Source organism: Prosthecobacter vanneervenii (assembly GCF_014203095.1).
Lineage (GTDB): Bacteria > Verrucomicrobiota > Verrucomicrobiia > Verrucomicrobiales > Verrucomicrobiaceae > Prosthecobacter > Prosthecobacter vanneervenii.
The window spans coordinates 163,173-188,710 of the sequence record NZ_JACHIG010000010.1; the positions used below are offsets into that span (position 1 = coordinate 163,173).

A 25,538-nucleotide genomic window follows, 5' to 3' on the forward strand; every position below is an offset into this window, starting at 1 on the left:
CTTTTTTCATGTCCATCTCCACCGCACTCACCTGTCTCGCCATCGGCATCCTCAGCGGCGTGGTAGCCGCGCTGTGTGGCGTAGGAGGCGGTGTGGTCATGGTGCCTGCGTTTGTCACCTTTCTGAAGCTGCCGCACAAGACCGCCGTCGCGACCTCGCTTGCCATCATCATTCCCACCGCGCTTATGGCCACCACGCAGAACGCGAAGCACGGCTATGTGGATTGGAAGGTGGTCATCATCACCGCCATCTCCGCCTCCACCTTTGCCTACTTCGGCGCAGGCTGGCTCAAGACGCTGAGCAACGAAACCCTCACCCGCATCTTCGGCATCATTCTCGTCACCTTCGGCGCGCGCATGCTGCTGCTGGGCAAGGCGTGATCACCACACCAGCGCATCCAGCAGAAACGTGGCCACCATGAGCAGCGCCACGATGAGGCGCAGCACCAGGCCCACGCCCGTGCCCAGCAGAGAACCCCACGCTGACTTCGCCGCAGGCTGCAGCTGCTTTTTGGCAAAGACGAGCTCAAAGGAAACACCGCCTATCAGCGGCCCCAGCACCAGGCCGAAGGGAATGAAGAACATGCCCGCGATGCCACCGATGAACACGCCTGCGATGCCCCACTTGCTCGCGCCAAACCAGCGCGCACCCATCGCTCCGCTGGCAAAATCCACGACATAGGAAAGCACCAGCTCCAGAGATAAAAACACGATGCCCCAAGTGCTCATGCCGGATTCAGAGCGCAGCACCGTGTGCACGATGCCTGCGGCAAAGATCAGCATCGGCCCTGGCAGAAACGGCACCACCGAACCAATGACACCCACGATGAGCAGGCAGATCGTCAGCGTCCACACGCTCCACATCTCCCACGGCATGGTGGTGAAGAAATGCGTCACCGCATTCCAGGAATGGGTCAGCCACTCAGTCATCTCGCCACAGGGTTTTGGTTTCCACCGGCTGCCTCACGCTGCGCGGCCAGTTCAGTCCGGCACGCGGCCAGCCGAGATAGATCAGGCCCACGCATTTGTCTTCGGAGCCGATGCCGAGCCAGTCGGCAAACTCACGCGTGCCCAGCAGGGGAGGGGACGACCAGTAGCAGCCCAGGCCCGCCGCCGTGGCGGAGAGCTGCAGGTTTTGCAGCGCGCAGGCCACGGCCTCAATCTCTTCGATCTCAGGAATCTTTGCCCCACCTCGCCGCTCCATCACGCAGGCAATGATGACCGGAGCCAGCAGCGGGTTCTCGCTCATCTTCTTCATCTTATCCTCGCGGAACTCATGCGCCGGTGTGGTGTCGCGGTACACACGCTGCATCGTCTCCGCCAGCCGCTGCCGCGCCGCGCCCTGATGCACGATGAACTTCCACGGTTCCGTCAGTCCATGCGTGGGAGCCCACGTTGCATCCTCCAGAATCTGCGTCAGCAACGCCCGCTCAACCCCACGCGCCGCATCCAGGTCCACCGGCTTGATGGACCGACGATGACGCATGAGCGCACTGAGCTGGGAAGGGGAGGGGAGATCTGCCATGAATGCGGCAGCCTTACACCATCCTTCCTTCTTTGCTCAACATTTGAAGCGACGGGTTTGTGCTTCCATCAATCGAGCCAGTTCTCCACCAGCAAGCCGGGGACTTTGGAAAAATCCACCAGATTGCGTGTGAGCAGCAGAGCAGCGTGAGATCGTGCAATGCCGGCAATCTTCAGGTCCATGGTACCGACCATCAGCCGTAACCCGCGCAACTGTTGAAACTCATCGGCGGCTTCATCATCAAAAGGTAAAATAGTGACATCGGCAAAGTCATGGATGGCGTTTTGAAACTGCCGGTAGGCATGCACCTGTTCCTGTCCCGCCGTCCTGCGATTGATTTCAGCTGTCCAGCCCTGAGTAACTTCCTGCACAGTCACGACCGTGATGAAAGCATCTGCAGCAGTATCAATCAGGCGCTGCCTGAGACGATGGCCCGCTTCTGACTCATGCAGAAACTCACGGTAGTGATTGGTGTCAAGAATAACGAACACGCCTTAACGACCTTCACGGTTCATGCGCTCACGCCATTCAGCGCCAAGCCGATAAGCATCAGGAGAAAGATCATCATTTCTGGCCCTGCCGAAAAGCTTCATCCAGGAGCCTTTTGGCTTCGGGACATAGCGCTGCTTGGGCTGGGGCGCAGCACCAGAGGCGTTGGTCTCGGATTCCGTATGACCTTTCATAAAGCAAACATGCATCAGTCATTCGGCAGTGGCAACTACGAAGCAGCCGATCACACCATCGGCACCAGCTTGCTCAGCACCAGCGTCACCAGCAGGCCGATGACAGAGTCTGCAGTGAGCTGCAGGGTCCAGGTGCGGAGGGTTTCTTTTTCAGTCATGCCGCTGAGGCGGTTCACCACCCAGAAGCCGCTGTCGTTCATCCAGGAGCAGCACATGGCACCAAAGCCGATGGAGGTGAAAAGATACACCGGATGGCAGCCCAGCGGCGTGTTGGCCAGCATCGGTGCCATGATGGAGGAGGCAGTCAGCATGGCCACGGTGGCAGAGCCCTGCGCCACGCGCACCACGGCGGCCACCACCCAGCCGAGCAGGACCAGATTGAGACTGTAGCCCTGCGCCAGCGACTGCACCGCATCGCCCACACCTGCGCTGCGCAGCGCCAGACCAAAGGCACCGCCTGCGCTCGTGATCAGGATGATCATCCCGGCCGTCTCCAGCGGCGGACCCACGAGATCCTCCACCTTCTTCAGGCTGAGGCCACGCTGCCTGGCCAGCACCCAGAGTGCGATGGCGGCACCGATGAGCAGCGCGATGTTCTTGTGCCCGATGAAGTCCACCCAGGCACGCACGCCGTTGAAGCCGCTCTCTCCACCGAGAGCACTGACCAGCGACGCTCCCCAGCCCGCACCCGTGGCCGCGCTCTTATGCGCCAGCTCAAACACCGTCGTCAGGCTGATCAGAATGATTGGCAGCAGCACTGGCGTCATGCTCCAGAAAAAGCTCGGCAGCTCGCTCTCAGGCTTGGTGCTGGCACCCTTCATGTCTTCCAGGGAGACACCACCCGTGGCACGCAGAGGTACATCGGTTCGGCGGTTCAGCCACTGGCTCACGAAAAAGCCAAACACACAGGTGATCGCGCCGATGATCATGCCACCGATGATGGACTCGCCCACATTGAGATGCAGGTCATCCACCACGGCCACCGGGCCTGGATGCGGCACTGTCATGGAGTGCGTCACCGTGCCACCGCAGCACACGGCCATGATGTAGAGCGTGTAGTCCTTGCCCGTGCGCATGCGCAGCGCCATGGCCAGCGGCACCATGAGCATGAACATGGTGTCAAAGAAAATCGGCGCACTCAGGATGAAGGTGCTCCACAGCAGCGCCCAGCCCGCATGCTTCTCGCCAAAGAAAGCCAGAAAGCGGCGCACCACCTTGTCCGCACCGCCGCTCTCCATCAGGCACATGCCGATGATGGCCGCCAGAGCGATGGACACCGCGATGTCTCGCGCCGTGTCTCCCAGCCCCTTGGACACCATCTCCACCACGCCCACCATGGAGGACATCGCCTTCACCTTGCCGTCCTTCTGCACGATATCCCAGGAGTCCTTGCCAGCCAGCAGCCCTGCCAGCATGGCCGCGAGGATCAGAGCCACAAAAGCATGCATGCGCAGCTTGCTGATGCCAATGATGATGAAAGCAACGCTGACAGCGAGAACGACGAAAGGCCAGTAGCTGGCCGAGGTGGCGGCGAGAAGAAACATGGCCGCGATGCTGGCGGGAGGCCGGGGGTGCGTCAAGACATTCGACGGTGGACATCCCAATTGGGCTCCGCTTCTTTCCGCCACGCATGAAGAAACCCGCCCTGCTCCGCCTTTCCTTCCTTCTGCTCGTCATCGTGGCGGGAGTGTTTGGGGTGTCGCGGCTGGACTTTGATGTGGACCCGCTGAGCCTGCTGCCGCAGGGGTTGCCGGGGCTGCAGGGTACGCGCCTATTGAGAGAGCAGAAGCGCAACCTGCTGATCATCTCCGTGCAGGCCGAGGATCCCTCCCTCGTGGAAGTCACCGCCGAGGCGCTGGCCGAGCATCTGAGCACCAGACCTGAGCTCTGCGCCAGCGTGCGCAGCAAGTCCCTGCTGCAGTCAGACCCCGCCATCATCGCCGAGGTGGTGGCTTATCTGTGGCTCAATGCGCCACCAGAGGAGGTGCAGAAGCTCATCGCCTCACTCGATCCCGCATCCATCGCAGCCCTGCTGGCCAAGTCGAAAGAGGCCGCCGGATCATCGCTGGATCTGCAAAATGCCACGCTCGCAGGTTACGATCCCCTAGGCCTGGCGCGTGGGGCGCTGGGCCTCATGAACACCAGCGGCGGAGACATGAGCAGCCTCATGGGCGATGAATTCAGCAGCGCCGACGGCACACTGCGCCTGCTCTTTGTCACTCCTCCGGGACAGGCACTGGCAGACTACCGCGCCGCCAATGCCTGGCTCACACAGATCAAGACAGAGGTACGGGAGAAATGGCTGCCGCAGCAGGGCGAGCTCAAGGGCGTGAAGATCGGCTTCACCGGAGATCCCGCGTTTCAGGCGGAGATCGCCACCGGCATGGAAGGGGACATGCGGCAGTCCATCGGCGCAGTGACCTTCATCGTGGGCTTTCTCTTCTGGCTGCTGCACCGCAGCGTGAAGCCGCTGCTCTGGCTCATGCTGGCCATCCTTTGCGCCAATCTCATCACCCTCGGCACGGCGGGCGCGATCTATGGTTCCCTCAATGTCATGTCCATGGGCTTTGCCGCCATCCTCACCGGATTGATCGAGGACTTTGGTGTGGTGGGCCTGCACGTGGCGCGCGAGCATCCCGGCGAGGGCTTTGGCCGCATCTGCCGCCGTGCGCTGCCCAGTGTGGCGTGGTCGGCCATCAGCATCGCAGGCATCTTTGCCATGCTGGGCCTCAGCCAGCTTCCCGGTGTGGCACAGCTCGGCATCCTCTCGGCGCTGGGCGTGCTCATCGGTGCGGCAGTGATGATCTTCGGCTTTCTGCCGCTGGGCATGAAGGCAGGAAAGCTGGAGGAGCATCATGGCAGCGTGCGTGTGGCCCTCAAGATGCAGGGCGTCATGGTCGGCGTAGTGCTTGCGGCCTTGGTGGCCTCCACGGTTGTCATCGGATGGAAAGGCCTGCCGCGAATGGACTTCGGCTCCGCTGTGCTGCGACCTGAAAAGAGCGAGGCCTTTGATGTCTTTGAGGCCGTGGAGCAGCGCATGCTCAACAGCAGCAGCGAGCCCGGCCGCAATATGCCGCTGGTCTTTGCTGCCAAGGATGCCAGCACCCTGCGCCAGAGCATCGTCGCCACGCAAAAGGCGCTCAAGAGCCAGGAGGTCGAAGCCCACCTGCTGCCGCTTGCACTGGTGCCTGATGCCGAAGCTCAAAAGGCCAATCTCTCTGCGTTGCAGTCCCTGACCACACGTGAAGAGTTACTGAAGCAAGCCATCGATGCCGCCGGATTCACCGAGGTGGCTTTTGCCCTGACGCAACGTGTCCTCGGCCAGTGGCGAGAATGGGCCGCTGCCAAGCCAGCGCTGCCGCTCTGGCCCAAGCCTGTGGTGCTGGAAAACCTGGGCGACATCGTCTCGCAGCATGTGGAGCACGGCATGATGGCCGTAGGCTCTGTGAGGCTGGCGCAGGGGCGCACCCTGGAGACCGCACCCGTGCTGCACGCGGTGGAAAAAATCCCCGGAGCCCATGCCGCCGGATGGGCCTTTCTACGCACCTCGCTGGAGCCTCTTTTAAAGAAGGAGATTCTGCGCGTGTGCGTGCCCACGGTGGTCATCGCCTGCGTGCTCTTTCTACTGGTGTTTCATGGCTGGCGGGAGCGCGTCTTTGCCCTGCTGACCCTCACTGCCAGCGGCTGGATCCTGCTGGGCGGCATGTCGGCCTGGAGTCTCACGTGGAACCTCATGAGCGTAGGGGCCGTGCCGCTCTGCCTGGGCTTGGGGCTGGACTTCACCATCCACGTCATGCATTCGCTGCGGGAGCCCGGCATGAGCCGCGAGCGCATCGCCTCCCTAGGCCGCTCCCTGGCCTACTGCGGGCTGAGCACCGGCCTCGCCTTTGGGGCGCTGGCCGTGGGCAGCAATCGCGGCCTCATCACTCTGGGCATGACGGCCATGATCGGGGTGCTCACCGTGTTGGTCACTGCCGCCTTCGCGCTCCCTTGGGTATGGTACCGAAGAAAGGGCTGATTGAGAGATGATTCGAGCGCCTGCGTCTGCGGGTCCAAGGGCCAAAAGCCGCCAGCCCGCATGCTGCCGCAATGAGGAGGATCACCAGGAAAAGAAGCTCAAAGCTCCACAGCTCCTCCAGCGGCTTGTTGAGCTTGCCTAAAAAGGCACCCGTCGCCGCAAAGAAGTCCAGAATGGCGCTGAAAAACCGGATGAGCGTCTCCATTTCCAGACACCGTGGCCCGCAGAGCGAACCAGCTCAAAAACTGTGCGGTGACACTTCGCTCACTGACTTTTTGGTCACATTCGGCCCCTCCCAGGCAGCTCCACCCCCCGCACCCTGATTTTTCGCTGGCGCAATCGCTTCTGCCGACTACTATGGTCAGCCCCTGATAAAATGGTGGTCGTAGCTCAACGGTAGAGCCCCAGATTGTGATTCTGGTTGTTGCGGGTTCGAGTCCCGTCGATCACCCCACTTTTTTTCGTGGAGTGCCACCGGACTTCCGGTTACAAACAAGGCACGCATGTCAGAGCTGGAAAAAGTCATCGGTCACATCTTTCGCGATCCCTCATTGCTTCAGCTCGCCCTCACCCATGGGAGCGTTGGCTACGAGAGCCAGCGCGCCCAGGCGGACAACCAGCGTCTCGAGTTCCTCGGCGATGCCGTGCTGCAGCTCGCACTCTCAGACCTGCTCTTTCAGCGCCTCCCACAGGCCGATGAAGGCGTGCTGACCCAGTCACGGGCCCAGCTTGTCTCCACCAAGGCGCTGGCCCGCATCGCCCGCCGCATCGGACTGGGAGCCCACCTGCTGCTTGGCCGTGGCGAGGAAGCCAACGGCGGCCGCGACCGCGAGTCCAACCTGGCCGACGCCCTCGAAGCCGTGGCCGGAGCCGTCCATCTCGACGCTGGCACCGCCGCTGCGCACGCCTTTGCCGCACGCCTCTTTGCCGAGGAGCTGGAAGCCCTGAACCGTGGCCCACTGGACATCAATCCCAAGGGCCAGCTCCAGGAGCTCATCCAGGCCGTGGGCACCGAGCCGCCGCACTATGAGATCGTGGGCTCTGAAGGGCCGGACCACGCCAAAAACTTTGTGGCTGCCGTATCCTGGCGCGGATGCCGCCTTGGAGAAGGCAGCGGCCGCAGCAAAAAGGACGCTGAAGTGCAGGCCGCTCACGCCGCCCTGCAAAACCCCGCCCTGGGAGGACTGCTGCGAACAACTCGTGAACAATAGGATGAACAAAACCGCCAAGTCTGAGAGCAACCGTGAAAAGTCCGGGTTGTTCCAGCCCGCTCACAATTTCTGCCGGTTTGCTTCACAGGCCGGCTGCACGTGGAACCCTGATAAATCAAAGGCGGAACACACTTGTTGAAGTTGTTCGCAGTACTTACGGATATGAGTTTCAAGGAACCTCCACCTTATCCAATCATAAGAGCTGGGAACAACTCACGCCTTGAGCCGCATGAGAGCGCATGGCCTGAAGCCATCCTGCTGAAGACGCATCTGGATGGCAGCACAGAGAAACTGCAGGCACCATGACGCCAGCCAGTGCTCTGGAGGAGTGGGATCGTCCAGCTCCCTCGCACATCCGCGAACATGCTACAGGTGGGGGATCAAGATGATCCCACTCCGTCGGGCTCATGCCTTCGTCATCAGACCCGTTCGTACTTGGACGTGTTCCTACTTCAGCGGCCAGAACACCGGCACCATGGCCAGAATGACGATGAGCATCACCAGCGTCAGGCCACCGCCCACTTTGATGAAGTCGGAGAAGCGGTATTTGCCAGGACCATAGACGAGGATGCAGCTGGGTTCGAAAGGCGTGAGCATGGAGGCAGAGGCGCTGAGCATCACGCCGATGGCAAAGGCGCGCTGATTGGCCCCCATGGAAGCCGCAGCTTGCAGCGCCACCGGCAGCACCACGAGGGCGGCTGCGGCGTTGGACATGGGCTGCGTGAGCAGGATTGTCAGCAGGCAGAAGCCCGCAAACACGGCAAAGGGCCCTAGCGGCTGCAGCCAGCCGGTGATGAAATCCGCCGTCATCTGTGCAGCACCGGAGACCTTCATCGCTTCTCCAAAAGCCATCATGCCGCCGATCAGGATGAGCAGCCGCCAGTCGATGTTCGTGTAGGCGTTCTCCAGCTTGATGCAGCCTGTTACGACGGCAAGAATGGCCACCAATACAAAGGCCACGGTGTCCGGGACCCATTCAAAGCTGCTGCAGATCACCGCCATCACAAAGGCCGCCAGCAGCATCAGGCCGCGACGGCGTGTCTCAGCGCTGAACTGATGCTGGGTGATCACGAGCATGTCATTGCCCTCTTCGTAGGCACGGAAGCGGTCGCTGGGCCCCTGCAGCAGCAGCACGTCACCAGCGCGGAGCTTTTCATCCGCCATGTGGTGCATGAGGGCGCGGTCGCTGCGTGTGAGCGCCAGCACGGAAAGGCCCGTGCGCTGGCGGAAGTTGTTTTCCCGCAGGGAGCGGCCCACAAAGCCGGAGCGCGGTGTCAGCACCACTTCAGCCACCTGGGCGTCCCGCATGTCGATGCCGGAGCTGCGCAGCGTCACGTCTTCCAGAATGTCCAGGCCCTCGATCTTCTTCACGCGGATGAGGTTCTCCACCTTCCCGGCCACCAGCACCACATCTCCCTCCTCAAAACGGAGGTTTGGCCCTGCATCGATCGCCTGCTCGTCCCGGCGGATTTTGATGACTTGAAACTCCAGCGCGGAAAAGTCCGAATCAAACGCCGCCTGGCCGATGAGCGGCGAGTTTGGCAGCACCATCACCTCGGCCAGGTAGTCGCGCATGGCATCGCCAGACATGACAGCCGCTTTGTCGCGCTCGGGCACCAGCCGGGTGCCAAAGAAGACCATGTAGAGAATGCCGGTGACCATGAGCACCAGGCCGATGCCGGTAAACTCAAACATGCGCAGCGGCTGCAGCCCCAGCTTGGTGATGGCGCCGCTCACCGCCACATTCGTGGAGGTGCCGATCAGCGTACAAGTACCGCCCATCAGCGAGGCAAAGGCCAGCGGCATGAGCAGGCGCGAGGGCGGGATGCGCAGCTTGCGCGTCAGCCCCATCACCGGGCCGATGAACACAGCCGTCACCGTCGTGTTGTTCATGAAGGCGGAGACGCCGCCCACCACCGCCATCATCACCGCCATGAGCCGCCTCGGCTGCGTGCCAAAGGTCTGCGCCAGAAAGCCGCCCATGAGGTCCAGCACGCCCGTCTCTCGAAGCGCCGCACCGATGACAAAGATGGCCGCCAGCAGGATGATCACGCGATCGCCAAATCCGGCAAAGGCCCGGTCCGCTTTCAGGATGCCGCACATCACCAGCACGCAAAGCAACGACAGTGTGACGAGGTCCACCGAGATTTTCTCCGTGGCAAAGGCGATGACGGCGACGACGAGCAGTCCGATGACGATCCAGGCTTCCATTGTTGGCGCACCAGTGGCGCAGGGAGATTTACAGCTCAAGGAGCAAGCTGCTTAAACCGGACCTGCGTGCCGTTTTTGTGGAAGCAAGCAGCCCCTGTGCGCGTTATCTCGCGCTTACTCTCCATGCGTTCCCTCTCCCTCACTTTTCTCGCAGTCCTGGTTTCCGGACTGCAGGTTTTTGCCGCTCCACGCGCTGAACATGTCTTCATCATCAGCATCGATGGCGGCAAGCCGGCGGTCATTGCCGAGAGCGAAGCGCCTACGCTGAAGAAAATCGCCGCCGAGGGTGCCGTCACCTGGCAGGCCAGCACCATTTTCCCGTCCATTACCCTGCCCTCCCACACCTCCATGCTGACCGGTGTGGGTCCTGACAAGCACCACATCCTGTGGAACGCCTACACACCGATCAAAGGCATGGTGAAGGTGCCCACGGTCTTCTCCCTGCTGAAAGCCGCCGACCCCAAAGCCGTGGACGGCATGTTTGTCGGCAAGGTCAAATTCCGCCACCTGTGGCTGGAAAACTCCCTGGACGTCTTCGACTTCGGCGGCCCGCAGACCGCCGCGCCTGTGGCCGGATCTCCTGAAATCGAGAAGGACAAAAAGCCCTCGCAGATGGTGGCCAAGCAGGCCGCCGCCTGGATCAAGGAGACCAAGCCACGCCTCACCTTCATCCATTTCCCGGATGTGGACACCGCCGGGCACAAGGACGGCTGGGGCTCCCCGCAGCAGAAGGAAGCCATCAAAGTGACCGACCAGGCCCTCTGGCAGGTGTGGCAGGCCATCAAGGACGCCGGCATCGCCGACACCAGCGTCATGCTCATCAGCGCCGACCACGGCGGGCATGACAAGACCCACGGGCTCAATACTCCCGACGACATGATCATCCCCTGGGTGGCCTGGGGCAAGGGCGTGAAGAAGAGCTACACCATCACCGCCCCCGTCACTACTTATGACACCGCCGCCACCGCCCTCTGGCTGCTGGATGTGCCCCTGCCAGCCGATTTTGACGGCAAGCCGGTGACCAGCGCCTTTGAGTGATCAGACCGCCGGTGGCTTGATGGCCTTGATCTTCAGTGCAGAGATGAAGATTGTGCCACAAAGCACGAGACGGATGCAGCTGTACGCAAAGCCCTGGAAGCTCTGAACTTCTCCGCGCATCACCTCCAGCATGAACTCAAAGATGTAGTAGCTGGCCACCAGGCTGGCTGCGATCAAGACAGAGCACGCGAGCTTCAAGGCTTTCGACCCGCCAATCAGATACCCACCAATGGCGAAGCCTGCGGTGCAAAACACTCCGATCGCAAGCTCCAGCTCTCCGACGCCCAGCTTCAAGTAAAAGGGTATCGCCAAGTATACACCGTATGAGCACCAGAGGATCATAGCAATGACTGCAGGCAGCATCTTCTTCTGCCACACGTCCAGTTCATCCTGCCAGCGTTTGCGGTCGTTCGCTGTGGTCTGCCGACTCCGACAGGACGCGATCTGTTCCTCCGTCAGCACCTTGCCCTTGCTGCGGTGGCTCCAGCATTGGGAGCAAAAGTCTTCATGGAATTCAGCGAACTTGCCGCAGTGCGGGCATTTTTGGCGCGGGGTCATCAGTGCTTTTTTGAAGAAGGATTACGATGAGTCAAACGGATAGGTGTTACGAAAAGAATCACGGCGTGCGCATTTTTACCCGCCGCAGTTTTCCGCTCTTGCCATCCACGGCATGTCTCCGTACTCTCGCGCCCAATTTATTATGAGCCAAAAAACACCTGTGAACTGGGAAAAGCTGGAGGAGAAGCCGGAATTCCGCACGCTGATGACGCGGAAAAAGGCCTTCATCATTCCCGCCACGATCTTCTTCCTTATCTACTACCTCGCGCTTCCCGTGCTGGTGGGCTACTGCCCGGATCTCATGAAGCAGAAGGTGTGGGGAGAGGTGAACATCGCCTACGTCTTTGCGCTCTCCCAGTTCTTCATGGCCTGGATCATGGCCTTCATCTACGTGCGCGTCGCGGCCAAGTGGGACAAGGCGGCCGCAGAGGTGATCGACGGACACCATTGAGAAAGATGAAGAATAAAAACTGAAATCTGAAACATAACCCCGGGGCTTTCTATGACGGACCTGCCAGATCGCACCAAGAAATTCGCCTCACGAATCATCAACATGTATCTGGCTCTGCCGAAGCACGATCTGACAAAAGTGTTTGGTCCTCAGATTCTGCGTTCTGCCACCTCAGTTGCAGCGCAAACTCGGGAGGGCAAAAGGCCAAAGTCCCCCAAAGACTTCATCAGCAAAATCGAGGGAGCCATCCAGGAACTCGAAGAAACCACACTCTGGCTGGAACTCATTCAGGATCACAAGCTGCTTAAACCCGCCAGACTGAAAGACCTTTTTCAGGAAGCTTCTGAACTCAACGCCATCATGACGACCGTCGTTGTTCAGGCGAAGCGGAAGCTTTGATTTATCTTTAATCTTTAATTTTTTATCTTTCCCCTATGACTATCGCGCAGATCATGTTCCTGGCCTTCGTCGGCCTCACGCTCCTCATCACTTTTTACGCCGCTAAAAAGAACACCGGTGCCAGCGCCTACTTTGCGGCAGGCCGCAGCATCACCGGCTGGCAGAACGGCCTCGCGGTGGCTGGCGACTACATGAGCGCCGCCTCCTTCCTCGGTATCTCGGGCGCTATTTGCTTTTCCGGCTATGACGGTTTCATGTACTCCGTCGGCTTCCTGGTGGCCTACATCACCGTGCTGCTCATCGTGGCCGAGCCGCTGCGAAATGCGGGCAAGTACACCATGGCCGACCTCCTGGCCTACCGCCTCAAGCCACGCCCGGTGCGTGCGCTGGCCTCCCTCAGCACGCTGACGGTTTCCACCATCTACATGATCGCGCAGATGGTGGGCGCAGGTGGCATCATCGAGCGTCTCATCAACATTCAGTTCGCGCCCGCAGTGATCGGCGTGGGCGTGCTCATGCTGGTGTATGTGGTCTTTGGCGGCATGCTGGCCACCACCTGGGTGCAGATCATCAAGGCGCTGCTGCTCATCGCAGGCGCGCTGCTGCTCAGCTATCTGGTGCTTCAGCATCACCACTTCAGCTTTGCGGAGTTCTTCAGCTCTGTTTCCAAAGCCGACTACGGTGGCACTTCGGAGCCGAAAAACCTCATGCAGCCTGGTTTGAAATACGGCGTGGCCGCTGCGGGTCCCTGGGGTCCGCTGGATCTTATCTCCCTCTGCCTCGGCCTCGTGCTGGGCACCGCCGGCCTGCCGCACATCCTGGTGCGCTTTTACACCGTGCCGGACGCCAAGACCGCCCGCTCCAGCGTGGTGTGGGCCATGGCCATCATCGGTCTCTTCTACATCATGACGACCTTCTTTGGCTTTGGTGCCGCCACCATCCTGAAAAAGGAGCTCATCACCACCGCTGCCGGCAAACCCGACATCAACATGGTCGCGCCCATCCTGGCCAGGCATCTGGGCGGAGAGTACTTCTTCGCCTTCATCAGCGCCGTGGCCTTTGCCACCATCCTTGCTGTCGTCGCCGGTCTGACCATGAGCGCCAGCGCCAGCTTCGCCCATGACTTCTATTCCAACGTCATCCATCACGGCAAAGAAAACCGTCCGGGAGCCGAACTCAAAGTGGCCCGCCTCACCGCCTTCTGCGTGGGCGCGGTCAGCATCGGCATCGCCATCTTCCTTGGCCCCAGCGTGAATACCGCCTTCCTCGTCGGCCTCGCCTTCGCGGTGGCCGCCAGCGCCAACCTGCCCGTGATCATCTTCAGCGTGTTCTGGAAGCGCTTCAACACCGCTGGCGCCGTGGCCGGCCTCAGCGTGGGCCTGCTCTCCTCCATCATCCTCATCCTGCTGAGCCCGAACGGTGTCTTTGGCAAAGCCGGCGCCATTTTCCCGCTGGAAAATCCCGGCATCGTCAGCATCCCGATCGGTTTCCTGGCGGCCTATCTCGGCACCATCCTCACTCCGCGTGACCTTGAGGCGGAAGCCAAATTCGCCGAGCTCACCGTCCGCGCCCACACCGGACTCGGCGCTGAGAAGGCCACCGCGCATTGATCCAAAACCTGATGCGGGCACCACCGCCCGCCCGGAGGCTGCTCCTGCGGCAGCCTCCGTCCGCAGCGGCATTGGCGGTGCTCGGCAGTCAGCAGCATAGAAAGGGTCTCCATGAAACCAGCCCGGCCCTCCCCACCGACCCTGCTCCGGATATCCGCACTGGCATGGCTGTGCGCCGCAGTGTTCCTTCTGCCCTCCTGCCTTTACCGGCGCAGAGTGGTCTTTGAGCACGACACCCTCACGGGCCGCGATACCATGACCTACCGTGGCAAGGCCATCTCTCCAGAGGAGCTGTATGAGCTGGGGGAAAAGACCGGCTTTGGCCAGATCGACCTCATCCTGAAAAAGGACGGCACCACGCAGAAGCTCGACTTCAAAACCTGGCACACCGGCATGCGCCTGATCCCAGCGGCGCTGCAGGGAGATGCGCTGGAGTGAGGTGATTTTGCAAACACTTCCCACTCTTGCACTCCACGCACTCTGGCGCAGCATCTCCACCGGTCATGCACTTCGCTGAATTCAAAGCCGCCATCCAGCAGAGGTTGTCATATTCTCATCGATGGAGTCCACTCATTGCAGTATGGTGTGCTTGCTTGCTGGTGGGCTGCTCCACGGGCTCTCAGCCACCTGCGCCGGGTATCGATCCTGCCTATGGTCGGGCGATGCGGAAAGCCCAGTACAATCTGGGAGCGCGCTCCGCTAAGGCGGATATCAAACGCGGAACTCTGGCGTGGGAGACTCAGGATAATGGAGAGCAGGAGTACTGGCGCGTCCTTTGGTGCTTCCGCAAGATCCTGGCGGAAAAGTATGGCATCGAGTATCGCATGCGCGGGCATGGTGTTCCTGCAGACAATCAGGCCCGGATCTCAGGCTATCAGTCGGTGATGAATCCATATCTGAGCGCCAGATTGGGAACAGAATGGAAGTCCCGCATCTATGCCGAAGCAGAGGCATTTTACCACACCCGCTGGCACGAAGTGGAACGGCAGTACTGCATCGATGAGCCGCATGAAGCTGGCTGCGAAGACTATATGCGTCTGCATCCCATCAGCGCGGAGGAAAGAAGGAAGCGCAATTCCCTGAACAAGTTCTATGACTACCGGGATGAGGATCCCAAAAGAAAGGTTCCGAGTGCTCGCTCCTTTCGTGGTCTGACCATGTGGGAAACCATCACCGTACTCCTCAGCAGCAGATCCTGAACGGCTGCCTCTTTCCGACCTGCCCCCGCTCAAATCCTCACCTTGCACCGCGCGCACTCTGGCGCAGCATCTGCTCCAGCCATACACTACTTCAATCCCCAAGCTACCGTGCGGCAAGGCATTTTAAGCAAAGACCCATGAAGCTCCGCATTCTCATCCTCGCAGGTCTCGCGCTGCTCACGGCGTTCACCGCCTATGCCGGCGGGCGGTGGGCAGTCTTGTTCCTCATTCCGCCTGTGTTCATTCCGGCCTTTCTTTGGCTTTTGGCAGCCCTGTGGGTGCTGCTGCCCTGCAGGGATGGCGGCCCCTTCTGGAAGCGGTGGCTGCTCCGTCTGGCCGCCCTGGTGGGCTGCTTGGCTTTTCTGTGGCTGCCCTTTTTCATGGGGGACGGCTACTATGAGATGGGGCTTCGCGCACACATCCGGTCCTTGTTCACTCCTGAATTGATCGCCGAGCTTCGCGGAACCGTCTCAAAGCTTTCCGACACGAAAGATGAGCACGGCAATGTGCGCCTGAAAGCCACCGACCTCCCTCCGGCCGTCTGCGCGACAGCGTGGGGGGCACCGGGCGGCGCCTCCTGCTCTTTTGATGAGAAAGGCGGGCTGAAGTCAGTGCAGCTGACCTGGGGCTCAGCGCTCATCGCCCACCACGGGCTGGTCATCTCAGATGAGCCGATTCCCTTTCGTGGCACCGGCTTTCATGGAGGCGACCAGGACATGGTGTACTACACAGAGTGGTACTACCCGCTCCACCCAGGGGCCTACATCTATATCGACGAGAACTGATCTGCCTCATACCCTCGCGGAACCGGCCATGACCTACCTCGAATTCAAAGCCGCCATCCAGCAGCATCTGCAGCGCAGCCGGTCTGGCGCCACGTGGGTGGAGCTGCGGGATCAACTGGGCCTGCCCTACGAGCGTGCCTGCCCTGAATGGACACGGCGGCTGGAGGAGGACATCGGCCTGGAGCGGCGCAAGGGCGCCGGACGTGCGCTGGTGTGGGGGCTCGGGAAGCGCTGAGCGTTGCAGCGCCTGACCTCGGCAGATTTTGGCTGGACGGGACGAGCCGCCGCCTGCTATTTTGGCCTAATGACATGGCTGATCCTCATCTTAGTGGGCGTAACCCCCTTTGTGTTCTTCATCCATGGCAGACGGCTGCTGGGGAGCCAGACGCATCCGGCCGCGCTTTTCATCCTGGCATGGATGGCGGGAGCTTTTCTGCTCGAGGCCGCCGATCTGCACCATCTGTCCGTGACGGCGGTCACTTTCGTCTGGGTGCTGCTCTGCTCCGGTGTGGTGGCGGTGGTGCGGAAGCTCCGCTCCAAAGCAGGCAAGGCCGAACGCACCACCGCTGACACCCTCTCCAACAACCACATTCTACCAGATCATAGCGTCATGAAGCTTCTTCAAGAAACCGGCCTGCTCCTGCGAAACACGCTGCTGGTCACGGCGGCGGTCGTGCTGGGGTTTGTGCTCGGCGGCGCGCTGGGCGTGCCGGTGTGGCTGCAGGGGTTCTTCCTCATTCCAGCGGCGCTGCTCTTTCACTGGCTCTCCGGCGGTGGCACCTTTGCCTGGGGAAAGGTGCTGTGCTTTCTGGCCGTCCTTACAGGCTTCAACTTCGTCTTTAACGTGGCCTTCCCCCACCTGCCACATGGCCTTAGGTTTCTGACCCTGATCGTGCTGCTGATGCTGGCGCCCGTCTCCCAGATGGCAGGATGGCTGGAGCGCCGCTTTCGCAAAGCACCTCCGACGGAGGACGAAAACACCGCCAGACACGTGCGGTGAGAACCACATGCTCCAAGCCATGAAGCACCTCCTTTCCTCCGTAATGCTCCTGGCCCTGCTGAGCGCATGCACCTCCAGCACGCAGCGGCTTCAGAAAGAAAGGCAGGCCGCCATCGCGGCCCGTCAGTCGGGAGACTCCTACACCTTCAAGGTATGGCCAGGAGCAGAGGTCTCTCATGTCGTGCGCTTGTCTGGGGCACCTGAGGCAGACTGCGTGCTGGGGCCGGATTTCACCGTGCACTATTTCACCTGGCCGCAGCGCGGCTCCCTGGCTATCTACCACGGCGCTCATCCGCAGGATGAGACAGACAAGCCCACGGGAAAGCTCACGGCGCGCTTTGGCAGCAGGACTGCACGCTGGAGTCTCTTTCAGAAAGCGGAGGGCTACCGCGCCACGGCATATGTGGCCGAGCCTGAGCAGGAGCACCAGCCCAGTTATATCTGGCACCTGATGGTGCACGGCCAGACGGAGAAGGAGGTGCGGGCCATCATCGCGCAGCTCTCCAACTTCCACGAGGTGCGGTGAGGTTCCTCCATCACTCCCCATCCACGCCACCCTGCCATGACGACCGACGCAAGCCCTCTCTCTGAAACGGCCTTCCACAAGAAGATGGCGGTGGATCTCTTCAATGAGACCTGGACGCTGCTGGACAAAACCGACCGCACGCCGGAGGAGGACGCGCGCATGAGCCACCTGGCCCATGCCTCGCGGCTGCACTGGGGCTTTGTGGGCACGGCGGAGCAGTGGTGCTGAGGGGGAAAAATAATGCCTGTCGCGGGTATTCCGCGAATCGAAAGTGAAGAGCATTTTGTAGTGAATGCCCGCCAAGTGAGTTGCTTGCCCTGCATTCACAGACGAGTACTCTTCAAAAAAACTTTGACTGAAATGGGTGCCGACCAAACTGCAGAAATTCGTCCGGCTTTGCGTGAGCTTTTCGACGCTGTCGCCAACAACGAATCTAACGCTGATACCTTGTGCGTGACTTTCACCGTCCCGGAGCATCCGGAGATATGGGTGCAGGTCATGAATGGAACGATCAATGCCGCTTATCCTCGATCCAGCGATCCGACAGACTTTCTCCACAGCACCAAGCTACCGGCTATTCCTGGTCTGAGGCTCGAAAGCTGGCAGGCAAATCAATACGCCACTTGGCTATTCAGCTCATGCGGGGTCGACTCCCTTGCCGAGTTCATCGACTTGTTGTTTACGGCACTGCACTCATCCTTGGCTGATGATTACAGCATTGATGTCGTGATCGAATACCTTTCGTGATCTAAAACCATGGCTGAGAATGCAATTCGGTTTTCATCATGCCTGGAATATTGTGCTTTGACGCAGCAATGTGTGGAAAATGAAGTCATTCACCCAAGATCAATTTGCCCATGATGTGGTCGCTGAGGTGAGGAAGGAGTGCCGATGCTCGGTCCCCGGCTTCCAAAAGCTCATCAGCTTCAACTTCGAGGACTATGGCACTGCACCCACGCTGCTCTGGGATGCCGAGATTCTGATACATGAGATCATTCGGAATGGATTTGATGCCCTGGATGACGGCGTTCATCAGAATGGTGAATGGAAGCGCCGGTACAGATGTCCCGGCTGCGGGCGTGCATGTACGGAAAGCTACTGCGATTTCAACATCAGCAGCTACCGGTCCTTTGTGCTGTTTGATGAAGATCTCCGTGCACCCCATGCAGAGTACGTCCTCGGCTTTCGAGGTTTGGAAGCGAAGCCTTTCGACAAGATTCCCGATTTTTCGAGGGCAACGGATTTCGATGCCTACCTCGCCAGTCTGACGATCGCCGAGAGATAAGTCGCCAGGTAGCCTGCAAACGCGGCCCACCTTGAGGCTCGGATTCTAAACGGCTTTGGGTTGTCGCAGGCAGCCTGTTTTGGGCGCGTGAAGCCACCGCTACCGACCAAGTCAGCGATCAAGTCACCGACCAAGTCAAAGCCCTGCTCAAGTGTGTGGGGACCAAGCCTGTCAGTGCGCTGGAGTGCATGAAAAAGCTGGGTCTCTCCCATCGGCCCACCTTCCGCCAAAACTACCTCCAGCCCGCGCTGGACGCCGGGCTGATCGAACGCACGCTGCCGGACAAGCCGAACAGCCGCCTGCAGAAGTACCGGCGGAGCGGGGGGTGAGGGGTAGGTGGCCTGTTTCTGCGCTTTCAGCGTTTCTGAATAATGTCTGGCATGAATGGCTATCCACCCATACTGAGAAACCATGTGGCGCGACCTCCTTCAGAACCTGAGTGAAGACCTCACATTCCACCCGCCGGCATCCGCTGAAGAGATTGCCCGGATCGCCGCTGAGCTGGGGATCGACCTGCCGGTTGAGCTTCACAGCATTCTCAGTGAATCGAACGGCATTGGAGGCAAATATGGTCTCGGTTTGCTATGGGAAGGAACGCGCATCCTCGAGGACAACCAGCGCTTTCGGAACTCATCCGAATTCCCCGATCTCTACATGCCTTTCGACCATCTGCTGTTTTTCGGAGACGCTGGAAATGGAGATCAATTTGCCTTCACGATTCTCCGGGGTGGCGTGATCCGGCCCGACATCTTTGTCTGGAACCACGAGGACGACAGCAGGTCATGGATAGCCCCTTCACTGAAGACCTTTTACGAGTGGTGGCTGACTGGGAAGATCAGCGTGTGAATCACCAAGCCATTTGGGCAACGACCGGCGCATTTTTTCCATGACTCAAATCGCTGACGAACACATGCGTGCCATGCGGTATGCAGATGCGCTTGCCGCTTATCAGGCGGCATGGGTGCAGCTGCAGGATCAGCTCGATGAGAAGCAGCAAGTCTGGCTGCTTCTCTCCATAGCCAATGCCGCTGTGCGTCTCGGTGACTTTGAAGAGGCCTTCGAGGCCCTGCTGGTCTTGCCGGAACACTATGCTGATTCCGGGATCGTGGTGGGCAATCCGCTTTTCCATCTGCTGGTCGGTTTGAGCTTCCACGGCCTGAAAGAGGATCCCGATGGAGAGACGGACAACTTTGCCCGTGCGCTCATCTGCGGAGGACCAGGGATTTTCTTTGGAGAGCATCCATCGCATTTGGAACGCATGAAGCAGCTCCTCCGCCCGCCTGCAGAGTTGGGAACCTGGACGGGATATGAAGGCTGTTCGAGAGACCTGCTGAATCAAGCCACTGGATACCTTCTCGGACTCATCACCGAGAAGATCGGTGCTGCACCGCCCTATGCCCCACCAAGCGGCACGTAGCTGCATCCCGCATACGAAAGACCAGCACGGCGCGCAGCTAGCCTGGAGCGGACGCGGGCAATGGCTTCATCTGCGGAAACAAGCTTCACTCTTCCTTCCTGAATCTCCTTCACACGGGCATCGATTTCCGCTTCCCACTCGGTTTTACCCGAGGTCTCGTCGTCGTGCTCGCTCATGGCGTTTACTTCACCCGCACCTGCGCATAATAGATCGCCGCTTTCCCTTCGTGGCTGCTGTAGTACGTCACGTGGAGGATGTCGTCGTGCCAGTAGAGGCCGGGGAAGGAGCAGTCGCCGCCGCTGGGGAGTTCGAGGATGGGGGTGAGGCTGGTGGGCGTCATGGCAAAGAGGACGGTGTGGGGTCCGGGGGTTTTGCCAAAGCCGCGGGAGGCGGCGATGAGCTTGCCATCGGGCAGCTCGATGAAGTTGGGGCCGCCGAGGGGGAGGCCGGTGGCGGCAAAGGTCCAGTCGCGGTAGGGGGCCTTGGCGGTGCCGATCACGCCTTTGCGGTCGGCACCCTGGCGGGACACGAGGGCCAGTGCGGTGCCGTCTTTGAGAAAGCGGATGGTGGTTTCTCCGGGCTGGCCGGGCACCTGCATGATGGAGGAGAGCTGCCAAACGCTGCCGTCGCTGCTGGCGTAGGTCTTGAGTGACCACTCCTTTTCAGGGGCGGGGCCGCCGGAGCTGGGGTGGATGTTGAAGCTGGCGCCGTAGAAGCGCTTGTCGGCCGGATTCACGGCCACGCGCCAGAGCCAGTCGCCTTTGGCCAGGAGCTTTTGCAGCGGGGTCCACACTTTGCCGTCCATGCTGGTGGCGTAGCGGGGCTGGCGGCCCAGCGTGGGGGAGACGCCCTCGCACAGGAGGTAGAGGCGCTTTTCGTCGGGGGTGATGATGAGCTTGGGATCGCGCAGGTCGGTGCCGGGCTCGTTCAGCGTCACCTGCTCCACCCAGGTCTTGCCGCTGGCGGAGACGAGCACGCGGATGGTGCCATCGCCCTTCGTGGCGGAGTCGGCCTCGCGGAAGCAGCAGTAGAAGAGGTTCTGAAAGCGCGTCAGGTCGGTGAAGGCATTGTGCGGGGCCTTGTCCCAGATTTTTTCCACGGAGACCAGCTCGGCCGTGGGTGCCTGCGCATGCAGGAGGCTGGCGGAGAGCAAAACGACGAGGGCGGAGAGGATGGAGCGGCGCATGATGCAGAATCGTAAGCAGAAGCCGCAGCTTTTCATCGTTTCTTTGGCCGGGTGACAAAGAAGTACCTCAGATCTCATTCCAGCGACAGGTCAAAGCTCCATTCCAGCGGGGGAAACCAGCGCATCTGATCCGCCTCCTGGGCCAGGGGATGGAGGGGTTGCGGTTCACCAGGGCTTTGTAAAAGCGGTCGGCGGACTTGGGGGCATTGGTTTTGAGCCAGATGCCGGCGGTGGCCAGGACGTGGGCGGTCTGCTCGCTGTCATCCGGCAGCAGCCGTGCGGACTGCCAGGCGAGATCGGCGGCGAGGTAGCGGTAGTGAAAGCGCCGGTCAATCCGTGGGCCGTAATGGCGTGCGCACCAGATCTCGTCCGCCGTGGCGGGGAGTACGGGTGTGTAGCGAAGGGTCTCCGTGCGTGTCTCAGGCGTGGGATCCCAATCATAGCGCCATAGTGCAGTCTTGCGCCTTTCGTGGAAGGGGTAATGGCGGAAGACGCCGCCGCAGCTCGTGTAGTCTGGAGCGTCTTCGTAGCCAAACAATTCCATGCCCAGCCTGCGTTCGATCTGCGCGGCGGTCCACAGGGCCTCTCCGCGTTCTTTGGAAGAGAGGCGGGTGTCCTTGGAGCGGCGGCGTTCGGCATCAAAGCGCCGCAGCGCGCGCTCGAGGTCTGCAGGCAGCAGTTTGCAGGCTTCCTGGATCAGGCCTTCACGGGCCAGACGGCGCGCCACGAGGTAGGTGAAGCGGTCTAGCTCAGGCTTGTCTGACCACCCGCCGTACTTGGCTTCGAGATAGCCGATGCTCAGCGGCTGGGTGAGGGGCTTGGCATCGGGCACGGTCATCTTTTGCAGGCGTGGGAGCTTGCCGGCATGTGAGAGAGCCAGTAGCTCCTCCACGGAGAGCAGGCGCTCGGCCACATAGGCTGTGTCACGCCAGTAGTCGGTGCGCAGAAAGGTCTGCAGGGCCCCGGCAAAGTCATTGCGCGCCACCTGGGCCACGGCGCAGTCCGCCAGGAGCATGTGCGTGCGCACGGCGGAGTAGTTGGTGGTGGTCAGCGGATACCATTCGTTCCCCACCTCCGACTCATACCCGCTGCGTGCGGAGGGCTCGGGCGTGGGCAGTTTTGCGGCCATGCGGCTCAGGTGCTGCCGGGCCTCGCGGCGGCTGCCACGCATGGCGGCCAGCTTGCCACGCAGCGCCAGGGCATTGGTGTCATCTGCCGGGGCCAGCGCCAGCCAGCGGCGGGCATCGTCAAAGCGTGCGGCATTGTAGCAGATCCACGCCAGCATCACGGTCTCCTGCTGGTCTTTGACGCCGGCGTCTTCAAAGGACTTCAGCCAGCGTGGCAGGTTCTCATCCTCCACAGAGCTGCCTGCCTGTCCCTGCTCCCAGCCGTTGAGAGACCCCATGTGCTCAATGAGCTGCAGCATCTGCACCCGGCGCAGGAAGGGATCTGCCACCACCACGCGCGCAAAGTCCGCGCTCCAGTCCATGAGCACACGCCGGTCCTTCCTGAGCATGGTCTCGGCGCGGCTGAGGCCCAGCGGTGCGCGCAGCATGGCGGCGCGCTTCCACTCGGCGGCGGAGACCTCCTGCTTTTCCGCATAGTCGCTGCTGGCCCTGCCGAGGATGTAGGTGGCCTCGATGCCCAGGTGCAGGCAATCTTTGAATCCTGCGGCTGCGAGCTTCCGCGTCTCGCTGAGCCAGCGCCCCTGCTCCTCCTCCGGCGCAGTGCGGAAGAGCATCCACGCGGACCAGGTGCTGCGGTGCTGCCTTTTCTCAGCAGGCAGCGCCAGCACCTGCAGCCAGAGAGCACGTGCGGCCTTGAAAGGATCAGGAGAGATCCGCCCGTCGGCCTCAATCCGCTCCGCCGCACCCTGAAGGTACAGGCGCATGTCTTCCGGCAGCGGGGCGATGATTTCCTCAAACTCCTGCTTTTTGTTGGTCCACGCAGGCACGTTCAGGGCATCTGCCGCCTTCATGTTCTGGGCCGATTGGTCGCCTTCATCCAGCATCACACGCCGCAGCTCACGGTAGCGCTCGAGCCAGCCTGCGGGAAAAGACTGAGTGGCCGTGATCTCTTTGATCTCGGCCATTTCCAGATCCAGCGTGTAGGCGGGGGTGCCTTTCTCATGCGCCAGATGAGCGTCTGCGGGCACGGCCAACTGCAGCAGCTCGCTCTGAAAATGGAACAGCGGCGGCCGCAGAATGACGCGCGGCTGGTCCAGGGCATTGTCAGGAAAAAAGGGGCCGCAGGCGATGACCGTGACAGCTCCCAGCATGGCGGAGGTGCAAAGCCAGCGGCGGCTGGAATGACGGCGCAGAGTCATGCGTGCATTGTAACCCAACGGTATATAATGCGATGAAATTCTTAGCGAATCAGACGAATATGCTGCCCTGCCGTCTGCCCTTCTGGCAGTCGCAGCCACCCGGCGGTGATCTGCTGTCCGGAGCGCAACCGCGCAAAGTAGGAGGGATGTGCCAGCCGCAGCGTCAGGTGCCCCGGTGCCTGCTGCTGCACCACGTAGCCGCGCAGGCCGTCACTGGCTTCTGCCGCAGCGCCCGTCCACGAGACCTGCACCTCGCGCGGCAGGTCATCCGGTGCCTCGCCCTTCTGCAGCAGGATGATTTCATGATGCCCCTCGGGCGTGAGTCTGGCGGCTGCCTCCCACCCGCGCTGGAGCGTGTCTCCGCGCGCCACTCTCTCCAGCAGGCCGGGGGGCCAGTTCAGGCGGTCGCTGCTCACAGGCAGGCGGTACCAGATGACAGACTGCATGAGCCCCGGGGCATGCGCACGCCAGTCTGCCATGAGCGCGGAGAGGGCATAGGCGTCTGAATCCAGCACGGCATAGTGCCGCGCGCCGACCGCAAATCCTGCGGGCAGGTCTTCGCCGTGGATGTCGCGTATCTGGCCGCCGTCATCAAACTCCACGATGCATGAGTAGGTGGGCAGCGCCACGCGGAAGGGCACCCCCATCGCCACCGCACGCCGCACGGCCTCACGGGTTTCCTTCATGTCCATCAGGCCGATGACGCCGCCCTGCCGTGGCAGGTGCAGGGAGTGCACCTGCAGCACATAGCCCGGAGCGCGTTTCAAAAGATCGCGCGCGGCATCCTGCCTCAGCCACGCAGGCAGCGCGGTGATGCACAGCGGCACGTCTGTCTGCAGCACGCCCAGCAGCCGTGCATACTCGGGCAGGCGGGATTCGGCGCAGTCGTAGTCCAGCTGCAGCTCCGTCAGGCGCACGCCCTCGGTCTTGAAGCGGGCCACGGTGTCCGTGCACAGGCGCTGCAGCTCCTGGGTCAGCGCGTCGTTCCATCCGCCTTTTCCCACGGAGGCATGCACCCGCAGCACCGCCCCCACGTTCATACCAGATTCTGCCAGCACCTGACAGTCCGGGGCGATGACGGTGGTCTCGGGCTTTCCCTTCCGCATGCTCAGCTCGGCCGCGAGCACATGCATGGCATCCCATCGGGCGCTGCGCACTGCCGCAGAGACCTCGGGCTTCCAGCTCCGCTGCCACACATACACCTGAGATGGCAGAGGTGCCTGCCGCGCCTCCTCACGGCCGCAGCCTGCCAGCATGGCGATGAGGAGCAGCAAGGGGCGCATAAGGTGGTTATACTCAAACGCCCGCAGCTTTTCATCGTTTCTTTGGCCGGGTGACAAAGAATAGCGCCACGCCCAGGCAGGCGACGAGGAAGGTGCCGGCGGTGAGGAGGGTCAGGACGAGGTCGCGGGTGTCCTTGTCGGGGATGAAGCCGAGCTTGTGGAAGTTGGTGAAGATGGTGGCCTCAAACTGGCGCTGGCGGTCGGTGTGGCGGGTCACGCTGCCGGTGGTGGTGGAGACGTACACGCGTGTGTCCAGCGCATCTCCGGCATCAAAGCGATACACGGGCAGGATGCGGAAGATGTTGATGTATTCGGTGTTAAAAGCGGTGAGGAAGTCGGTCTTCTTCACGCTGGCTCCGGCGAGGAAATTCCGCGCGATCTCGGCGGCGTAGGCTTCGTCCATGGCGGCGTCCACCCGGCCGTCCACGGCGCTGACGTACTGCGGTCCGCGCGTGGCTTTGGTGTAGATCTGGTACCAGGGCTGGCCGCCGATGCCGCGCAGGTTCACGGCCTGCACCTCGGGTTTGTCCCCGGGCAGCTTGGAGACAGCATCGGCTACGGTGATCTTAATGGCGCTGACATCCATGCCGCCACCGGAGGGGCGCGCCTGGGGTGGCGGGGACTGCGTGCGGGTCATGACATTATGAATGACCCCGCTGCCAGAGGCGATGAGCACGGAGAGACTGAAGACCAGGCCGAGCCAGCGGTGGAGCTTGCGGATGAGACGTGAGTTCATGGGGTGGGTGAGTGGAGTTTGGGGGAGCGCGGAATTGATTCCGCAGCAGGTGGCAAATAGGTTGTGGGTCGAGCTTGAGCGCCAGCATCGGC

At 61.2% G+C, this 25,538-nt stretch carries 30 protein-coding genes and 1 tRNA gene; 19 read left to right on the forward strand and 12 right to left on the reverse strand.

The features are described 5' to 3' along the window. Nucleotides 1-8 precede the first annotated feature (8 nt). Nucleotides 9-380, forward strand: a complete 372-nt coding sequence (locus tag HNQ65_RS20680; protein ID WP_184342574.1) for a sulfite exporter TauE/SafE family protein — start codon at nt 9-11, stop codon at nt 378-380. Here HNQ65_RS20680 and HNQ65_RS20685 read toward each other — a convergent pair whose 3' ends face one another. The 4 genes from HNQ65_RS20685 to HNQ65_RS20700 all read right to left on the reverse strand — a co-directional run bounded on the left by HNQ65_RS20685 (nt 381) and on the right by HNQ65_RS20700 (nt 3,751). Continuing rightward, the gene (locus tag HNQ65_RS20685; protein ID WP_184342576.1) at nt 381-929 is read right to left on the reverse strand and encodes a DUF456 domain-containing protein; all 549 of its coding nucleotides are present in this window, start codon (nt 927-929) and stop codon (nt 381-383) included. Then, complete coding sequence (locus HNQ65_RS20690; protein WP_184342578.1) at nt 922-1,524, reverse strand: nitroreductase family protein; 603 nt, start codon at nt 1,522-1,524, stop codon at nt 922-924. The genes HNQ65_RS20685 and HNQ65_RS20690 overlap by 8 nt, the downstream gene beginning before the upstream one ends. Nucleotides 1,525-1,592: 68 nt before the next feature. After that, on the reverse strand, nt 1,593-2,015 hold the full coding sequence (locus HNQ65_RS20695) for a PIN domain-containing protein (RefSeq protein WP_184342581.1): 423 nt from the start codon (nt 2,013-2,015) through the stop codon (nt 1,593-1,595). 242 nt (nt 2,016-2,257) lie between these two features. Then, nucleotides 2,258-3,751 (reverse strand): GntP family permease, encoded by a 1,494-nt coding sequence (locus tag HNQ65_RS20700; protein ID WP_184342583.1) that lies wholly within the window; start codon nt 3,749-3,751, stop codon nt 2,258-2,260. Between the two features lie 86 nt (nt 3,752-3,837). Here HNQ65_RS20700 and HNQ65_RS20705 point away from each other — a divergent pair, with 86 nt between their 5' ends. The 3 genes from HNQ65_RS20705 (at nt 3,838) to rnc (ending at nt 7,436) form a co-directional block, all read left to right on the forward strand. Next, on the forward strand, nt 3,838-6,225 hold the full coding sequence (locus HNQ65_RS20705) for an MMPL family transporter (RefSeq protein ID WP_184342585.1): 2,388 nt from the start codon (nt 3,838-3,840) through the stop codon (nt 6,223-6,225). Nucleotides 6,226-6,604: 379 nt separating this feature from the next. After that, nucleotides 6,605-6,679: transfer RNA gene (locus HNQ65_RS20710), tRNA-His, on the forward strand. Nucleotides 6,680-6,728: 49 nt separating this feature from the next. Continuing rightward, entirely contained in the window at nt 6,729-7,436 is a 708-nt protein-coding gene (gene rnc, locus HNQ65_RS20715) for a ribonuclease III (protein WP_184342587.1), read from the forward strand. 447 nt (nt 7,437-7,883) lie between these two features. Here rnc and HNQ65_RS20720 read toward each other — a convergent pair whose 3' ends face one another. After that, nucleotides 7,884-9,647, reverse strand: a complete 1,764-nt coding sequence (locus HNQ65_RS20720) for an SLC13 family permease (protein WP_184342589.1) — start codon at nt 9,645-9,647, stop codon at nt 7,884-7,886. A gap of 123 nt (nt 9,648-9,770) precedes the next feature. Here HNQ65_RS20720 and HNQ65_RS20725 point away from each other — a divergent pair, with 123 nt between their 5' ends. Then, nucleotides 9,771-10,685 (forward strand): alkaline phosphatase family protein, encoded by a 915-nt coding sequence (locus tag HNQ65_RS20725; protein WP_184342591.1) that lies wholly within the window; start codon nt 9,771-9,773, stop codon nt 10,683-10,685. Here HNQ65_RS20725 and HNQ65_RS20730 read toward each other — a convergent pair whose 3' ends face one another. Continuing rightward, the gene (locus tag HNQ65_RS20730) at nt 10,686-11,243 is read right to left on the reverse strand and encodes a hypothetical protein (RefSeq protein ID WP_184342593.1); all 558 of its coding nucleotides are present in this window, start codon (nt 11,241-11,243) and stop codon (nt 10,686-10,688) included. A 142-nt stretch (nt 11,244-11,385) separates the two neighbouring features. Between HNQ65_RS20730 and HNQ65_RS20735 the strand changes: the two genes are divergently transcribed. The 11 genes from HNQ65_RS20735 (at nt 11,386) to HNQ65_RS20785 (ending at nt 17,960) form a co-directional block, all read left to right on the forward strand. Then, the gene (locus tag HNQ65_RS20735; protein ID WP_184342595.1) at nt 11,386-11,694 is read left to right on the forward strand and encodes a DUF485 domain-containing protein; all 309 of its coding nucleotides are present in this window, start codon (nt 11,386-11,388) and stop codon (nt 11,692-11,694) included. 51 nt (nt 11,695-11,745) lie between these two features. Further along, on the forward strand, nt 11,746-12,093 hold the full coding sequence (locus HNQ65_RS20740) for a four helix bundle protein (protein ID WP_184342597.1): 348 nt from the start codon (nt 11,746-11,748) through the stop codon (nt 12,091-12,093). 35 nt (nt 12,094-12,128) lie between these two features. Continuing rightward, nucleotides 12,129-13,703: a solute symporter family protein gene (locus HNQ65_RS20745; protein ID WP_184342599.1), complete on the forward strand. Its 1,575-nt coding sequence runs from the start codon at nt 12,129-12,131 to the stop codon at nt 13,701-13,703. Between the two features lie 111 nt (nt 13,704-13,814). Then, entirely contained in the window at nt 13,815-14,141 is a 327-nt protein-coding gene (locus HNQ65_RS20750) for a hypothetical protein (RefSeq protein ID WP_184342601.1), read from the forward strand. A 224-nt stretch (nt 14,142-14,365) separates the two neighbouring features. After that, complete coding sequence (locus HNQ65_RS20755) at nt 14,366-14,902, forward strand: hypothetical protein (RefSeq protein WP_184342603.1); 537 nt, start codon at nt 14,366-14,368, stop codon at nt 14,900-14,902. 137 nt (nt 14,903-15,039) lie between these two features. Then, on the forward strand, nt 15,040-15,687 hold the full coding sequence (locus tag HNQ65_RS20760; protein WP_184342606.1) for a hypothetical protein: 648 nt from the start codon (nt 15,040-15,042) through the stop codon (nt 15,685-15,687). A 28-nt stretch (nt 15,688-15,715) separates the two neighbouring features. Continuing rightward, nucleotides 15,716-15,922: a hypothetical protein gene (locus HNQ65_RS20765; RefSeq protein ID WP_184342607.1), complete on the forward strand. Its 207-nt coding sequence runs from the start codon at nt 15,716-15,718 to the stop codon at nt 15,920-15,922. A 69-nt stretch (nt 15,923-15,991) separates the two neighbouring features. Further along, on the forward strand, nt 15,992-16,687 hold the full coding sequence (locus HNQ65_RS20770) for a hypothetical protein (RefSeq protein WP_184342609.1): 696 nt from the start codon (nt 15,992-15,994) through the stop codon (nt 16,685-16,687). Between the two features lie 19 nt (nt 16,688-16,706). Next, the gene (locus HNQ65_RS20775) at nt 16,707-17,213 is read left to right on the forward strand and encodes a hypothetical protein (RefSeq protein WP_184342611.1); all 507 of its coding nucleotides are present in this window, start codon (nt 16,707-16,709) and stop codon (nt 17,211-17,213) included. Nucleotides 17,214-17,249: 36 nt separating this feature from the next. Further along, nucleotides 17,250-17,441 carry a hypothetical protein gene (locus HNQ65_RS20780; protein WP_184342613.1) on the forward strand — a complete coding sequence of 64 codons (192 nt, stop codon included), beginning with the start codon at nt 17,250-17,252 and terminating at the stop codon, nt 17,439-17,441. A gap of 132 nt (nt 17,442-17,573) precedes the next feature. Beyond that, on the forward strand, nt 17,574-17,960 hold the full coding sequence (locus tag HNQ65_RS20785) for a hypothetical protein (RefSeq protein ID WP_184342615.1): 387 nt from the start codon (nt 17,574-17,576) through the stop codon (nt 17,958-17,960). 85 nt (nt 17,961-18,045) lie between these two features. On the opposite strand, the gene HNQ65_RS20790 is transcribed toward HNQ65_RS20785, so the two are convergent. Continuing rightward, nucleotides 18,046-18,246 carry a hypothetical protein gene (locus tag HNQ65_RS20790; RefSeq protein WP_184342617.1) on the reverse strand — a complete coding sequence of 67 codons (201 nt, stop codon included), beginning with the start codon at nt 18,244-18,246 and terminating at the stop codon, nt 18,046-18,048. A gap of 326 nt (nt 18,247-18,572) precedes the next feature. Here HNQ65_RS20790 and HNQ65_RS27030 point away from each other — a divergent pair, with 326 nt between their 5' ends. The 3 genes from HNQ65_RS27030 to HNQ65_RS20805 all read left to right on the forward strand — a co-directional run bounded on the left by HNQ65_RS27030 (nt 18,573) and on the right by HNQ65_RS20805 (nt 19,915). Continuing rightward, complete coding sequence (locus HNQ65_RS27030) at nt 18,573-18,827, forward strand: Fic family protein (protein WP_184342715.1); 255 nt, start codon at nt 18,573-18,575, stop codon at nt 18,825-18,827. Nucleotides 18,828-18,909: 82 nt separating this feature from the next. Next, the gene (locus HNQ65_RS20800) at nt 18,910-19,344 is read left to right on the forward strand and encodes an SMI1/KNR4 family protein (RefSeq protein ID WP_184342619.1); all 435 of its coding nucleotides are present in this window, start codon (nt 18,910-18,912) and stop codon (nt 19,342-19,344) included. A gap of 40 nt (nt 19,345-19,384) precedes the next feature. Next, the gene (locus tag HNQ65_RS20805; RefSeq protein ID WP_184342621.1) at nt 19,385-19,915 is read left to right on the forward strand and encodes a hypothetical protein; all 531 of its coding nucleotides are present in this window, start codon (nt 19,385-19,387) and stop codon (nt 19,913-19,915) included. Here HNQ65_RS20805 and HNQ65_RS20810 read toward each other — a convergent pair. From HNQ65_RS20810 to HNQ65_RS20830, 5 genes are all read right to left on the reverse strand, one after another. Next, on the reverse strand, nt 19,891-20,091 hold the full coding sequence (locus tag HNQ65_RS20810; RefSeq protein ID WP_184342624.1) for an addiction module protein: 201 nt from the start codon (nt 20,089-20,091) through the stop codon (nt 19,891-19,893). The two genes, HNQ65_RS20805 and HNQ65_RS20810, sit on opposite strands and share 25 nt — an antisense overlap. Nucleotides 20,092-20,096: 5 nt before the next feature. After that, complete coding sequence (locus HNQ65_RS20815) at nt 20,097-21,101, reverse strand: sialidase family protein (protein WP_184342627.1); 1,005 nt, start codon at nt 21,099-21,101, stop codon at nt 20,097-20,099. Between the two features lie 67 nt (nt 21,102-21,168). Next, the gene (locus HNQ65_RS20820) at nt 21,169-23,427 is read right to left on the reverse strand and encodes a hypothetical protein (protein ID WP_184342629.1); all 2,259 of its coding nucleotides are present in this window, start codon (nt 23,425-23,427) and stop codon (nt 21,169-21,171) included. A 41-nt stretch (nt 23,428-23,468) separates the two neighbouring features. Next, on the reverse strand, nt 23,469-24,710 hold the full coding sequence (locus tag HNQ65_RS20825) for a DUF3142 domain-containing protein (protein WP_184342631.1): 1,242 nt from the start codon (nt 24,708-24,710) through the stop codon (nt 23,469-23,471). A gap of 31 nt (nt 24,711-24,741) precedes the next feature. Further along, nucleotides 24,742-25,446 (reverse strand): PepSY domain-containing protein, encoded by a 705-nt coding sequence (locus tag HNQ65_RS20830; RefSeq protein ID WP_184342633.1) that lies wholly within the window; start codon nt 25,444-25,446, stop codon nt 24,742-24,744. Nucleotides 25,447-25,538 lie beyond the last annotated feature (92 nt).

Bases quoted from the DNA above. Each gene is read 5' to 3' on its own strand.
- HNQ65_RS20680 (WP_184342574.1), top strand. From the start codon at position 9: ATGTCCATCTCCACCGCACTCACCTGTCTCGCCATCGGCATCCTCAGC.
- HNQ65_RS20790 (WP_184342617.1), bottom strand. From the start codon at position 18,246: ATGAACGCCGTCATCCAGGGCATCAAATCCATTCCGAATGATCTCATG.
- rnc (WP_184342587.1), top strand. From the start codon at position 6,729: ATGTCAGAGCTGGAAAAAGTCATCGGTCACATCTTTCGCGATCCCTCA.
- HNQ65_RS20760 (WP_184342606.1), top strand. From the start codon at position 15,040: ATGAAGCTCCGCATTCTCATCCTCGCAGGTCTCGCGCTGCTCACGGCG.
- HNQ65_RS20805 (WP_184342621.1), top strand. From the start codon at position 19,385: ATGACTCAAATCGCTGACGAACACATGCGTGCCATGCGGTATGCAGAT.
- HNQ65_RS20810 (WP_184342624.1), bottom strand. From the start codon at position 20,091: ATGAGCGAGCACGACGACGAGACCTCGGGTAAAACCGAGTGGGAAGCG.
- HNQ65_RS20690 (WP_184342578.1), bottom strand. From the start codon at position 1,524: ATGGCAGATCTCCCCTCCCCTTCCCAGCTCAGTGCGCTCATGCGTCAT.
- HNQ65_RS20825 (WP_184342631.1), bottom strand. From the start codon at position 24,710: ATGCGCCCCTTGCTGCTCCTCATCGCCATGCTGGCAGGCTGCGGCCGT.
- HNQ65_RS20730 (WP_184342593.1), bottom strand. From the start codon at position 11,243: ATGACCCCGCGCCAAAAATGCCCGCACTGCGGCAAGTTCGCTGAATTC.
- HNQ65_RS20755 (WP_184342603.1), top strand. From the start codon at position 14,366: ATGCGGAAAGCCCAGTACAATCTGGGAGCGCGCTCCGCTAAGGCGGAT.
- HNQ65_RS20725 (WP_184342591.1), top strand. From the start codon at position 9,771: ATGCGTTCCCTCTCCCTCACTTTTCTCGCAGTCCTGGTTTCCGGACTG.
- HNQ65_RS20700 (WP_184342583.1), bottom strand. From the start codon at position 3,751: ATGTTTCTTCTCGCCGCCACCTCGGCCAGCTACTGGCCTTTCGTCGTT.
- HNQ65_RS20745 (WP_184342599.1), top strand. From the start codon at position 12,129: ATGACTATCGCGCAGATCATGTTCCTGGCCTTCGTCGGCCTCACGCTC.
- HNQ65_RS20830 (WP_184342633.1), bottom strand. From the start codon at position 25,446: ATGAACTCACGTCTCATCCGCAAGCTCCACCGCTGGCTCGGCCTGGTC.
- HNQ65_RS20740 (WP_184342597.1), top strand. From the start codon at position 11,746: ATGACGGACCTGCCAGATCGCACCAAGAAATTCGCCTCACGAATCATC.
- HNQ65_RS20775 (WP_184342611.1), top strand. From the start codon at position 16,707: ATGAAGCACCTCCTTTCCTCCGTAATGCTCCTGGCCCTGCTGAGCGCA.
- HNQ65_RS20770 (WP_184342609.1), top strand. From the start codon at position 15,992: ATGACATGGCTGATCCTCATCTTAGTGGGCGTAACCCCCTTTGTGTTC.
- HNQ65_RS20735 (WP_184342595.1), top strand. From the start codon at position 11,386: ATGAGCCAAAAAACACCTGTGAACTGGGAAAAGCTGGAGGAGAAGCCG.
- HNQ65_RS20750 (WP_184342601.1), top strand. From the start codon at position 13,815: ATGAAACCAGCCCGGCCCTCCCCACCGACCCTGCTCCGGATATCCGCA.
- HNQ65_RS20815 (WP_184342627.1), bottom strand. From the start codon at position 21,101: ATGCGCCGCTCCATCCTCTCCGCCCTCGTCGTTTTGCTCTCCGCCAGC.
- HNQ65_RS20765 (WP_184342607.1), top strand. From the start codon at position 15,716: ATGACCTACCTCGAATTCAAAGCCGCCATCCAGCAGCATCTGCAGCGC.
- HNQ65_RS20780 (WP_184342613.1), top strand. From the start codon at position 17,250: ATGACGACCGACGCAAGCCCTCTCTCTGAAACGGCCTTCCACAAGAAG.
- HNQ65_RS20785 (WP_184342615.1), top strand. From the start codon at position 17,574: ATGGGTGCCGACCAAACTGCAGAAATTCGTCCGGCTTTGCGTGAGCTT.
- HNQ65_RS20705 (WP_184342585.1), top strand. From the start codon at position 3,838: ATGAAGAAACCCGCCCTGCTCCGCCTTTCCTTCCTTCTGCTCGTCATC.
- HNQ65_RS20685 (WP_184342576.1), bottom strand. From the start codon at position 929: ATGACTGAGTGGCTGACCCATTCCTGGAATGCGGTGACGCATTTCTTC.
- HNQ65_RS20800 (WP_184342619.1), top strand. From the start codon at position 18,910: ATGTGGCGCGACCTCCTTCAGAACCTGAGTGAAGACCTCACATTCCAC.
- HNQ65_RS20820 (WP_184342629.1), bottom strand. From the start codon at position 23,427: ATGACTCTGCGCCGTCATTCCAGCCGCCGCTGGCTTTGCACCTCCGCC.
- HNQ65_RS20720 (WP_184342589.1), bottom strand. From the start codon at position 9,647: ATGGAAGCCTGGATCGTCATCGGACTGCTCGTCGTCGCCGTCATCGCC.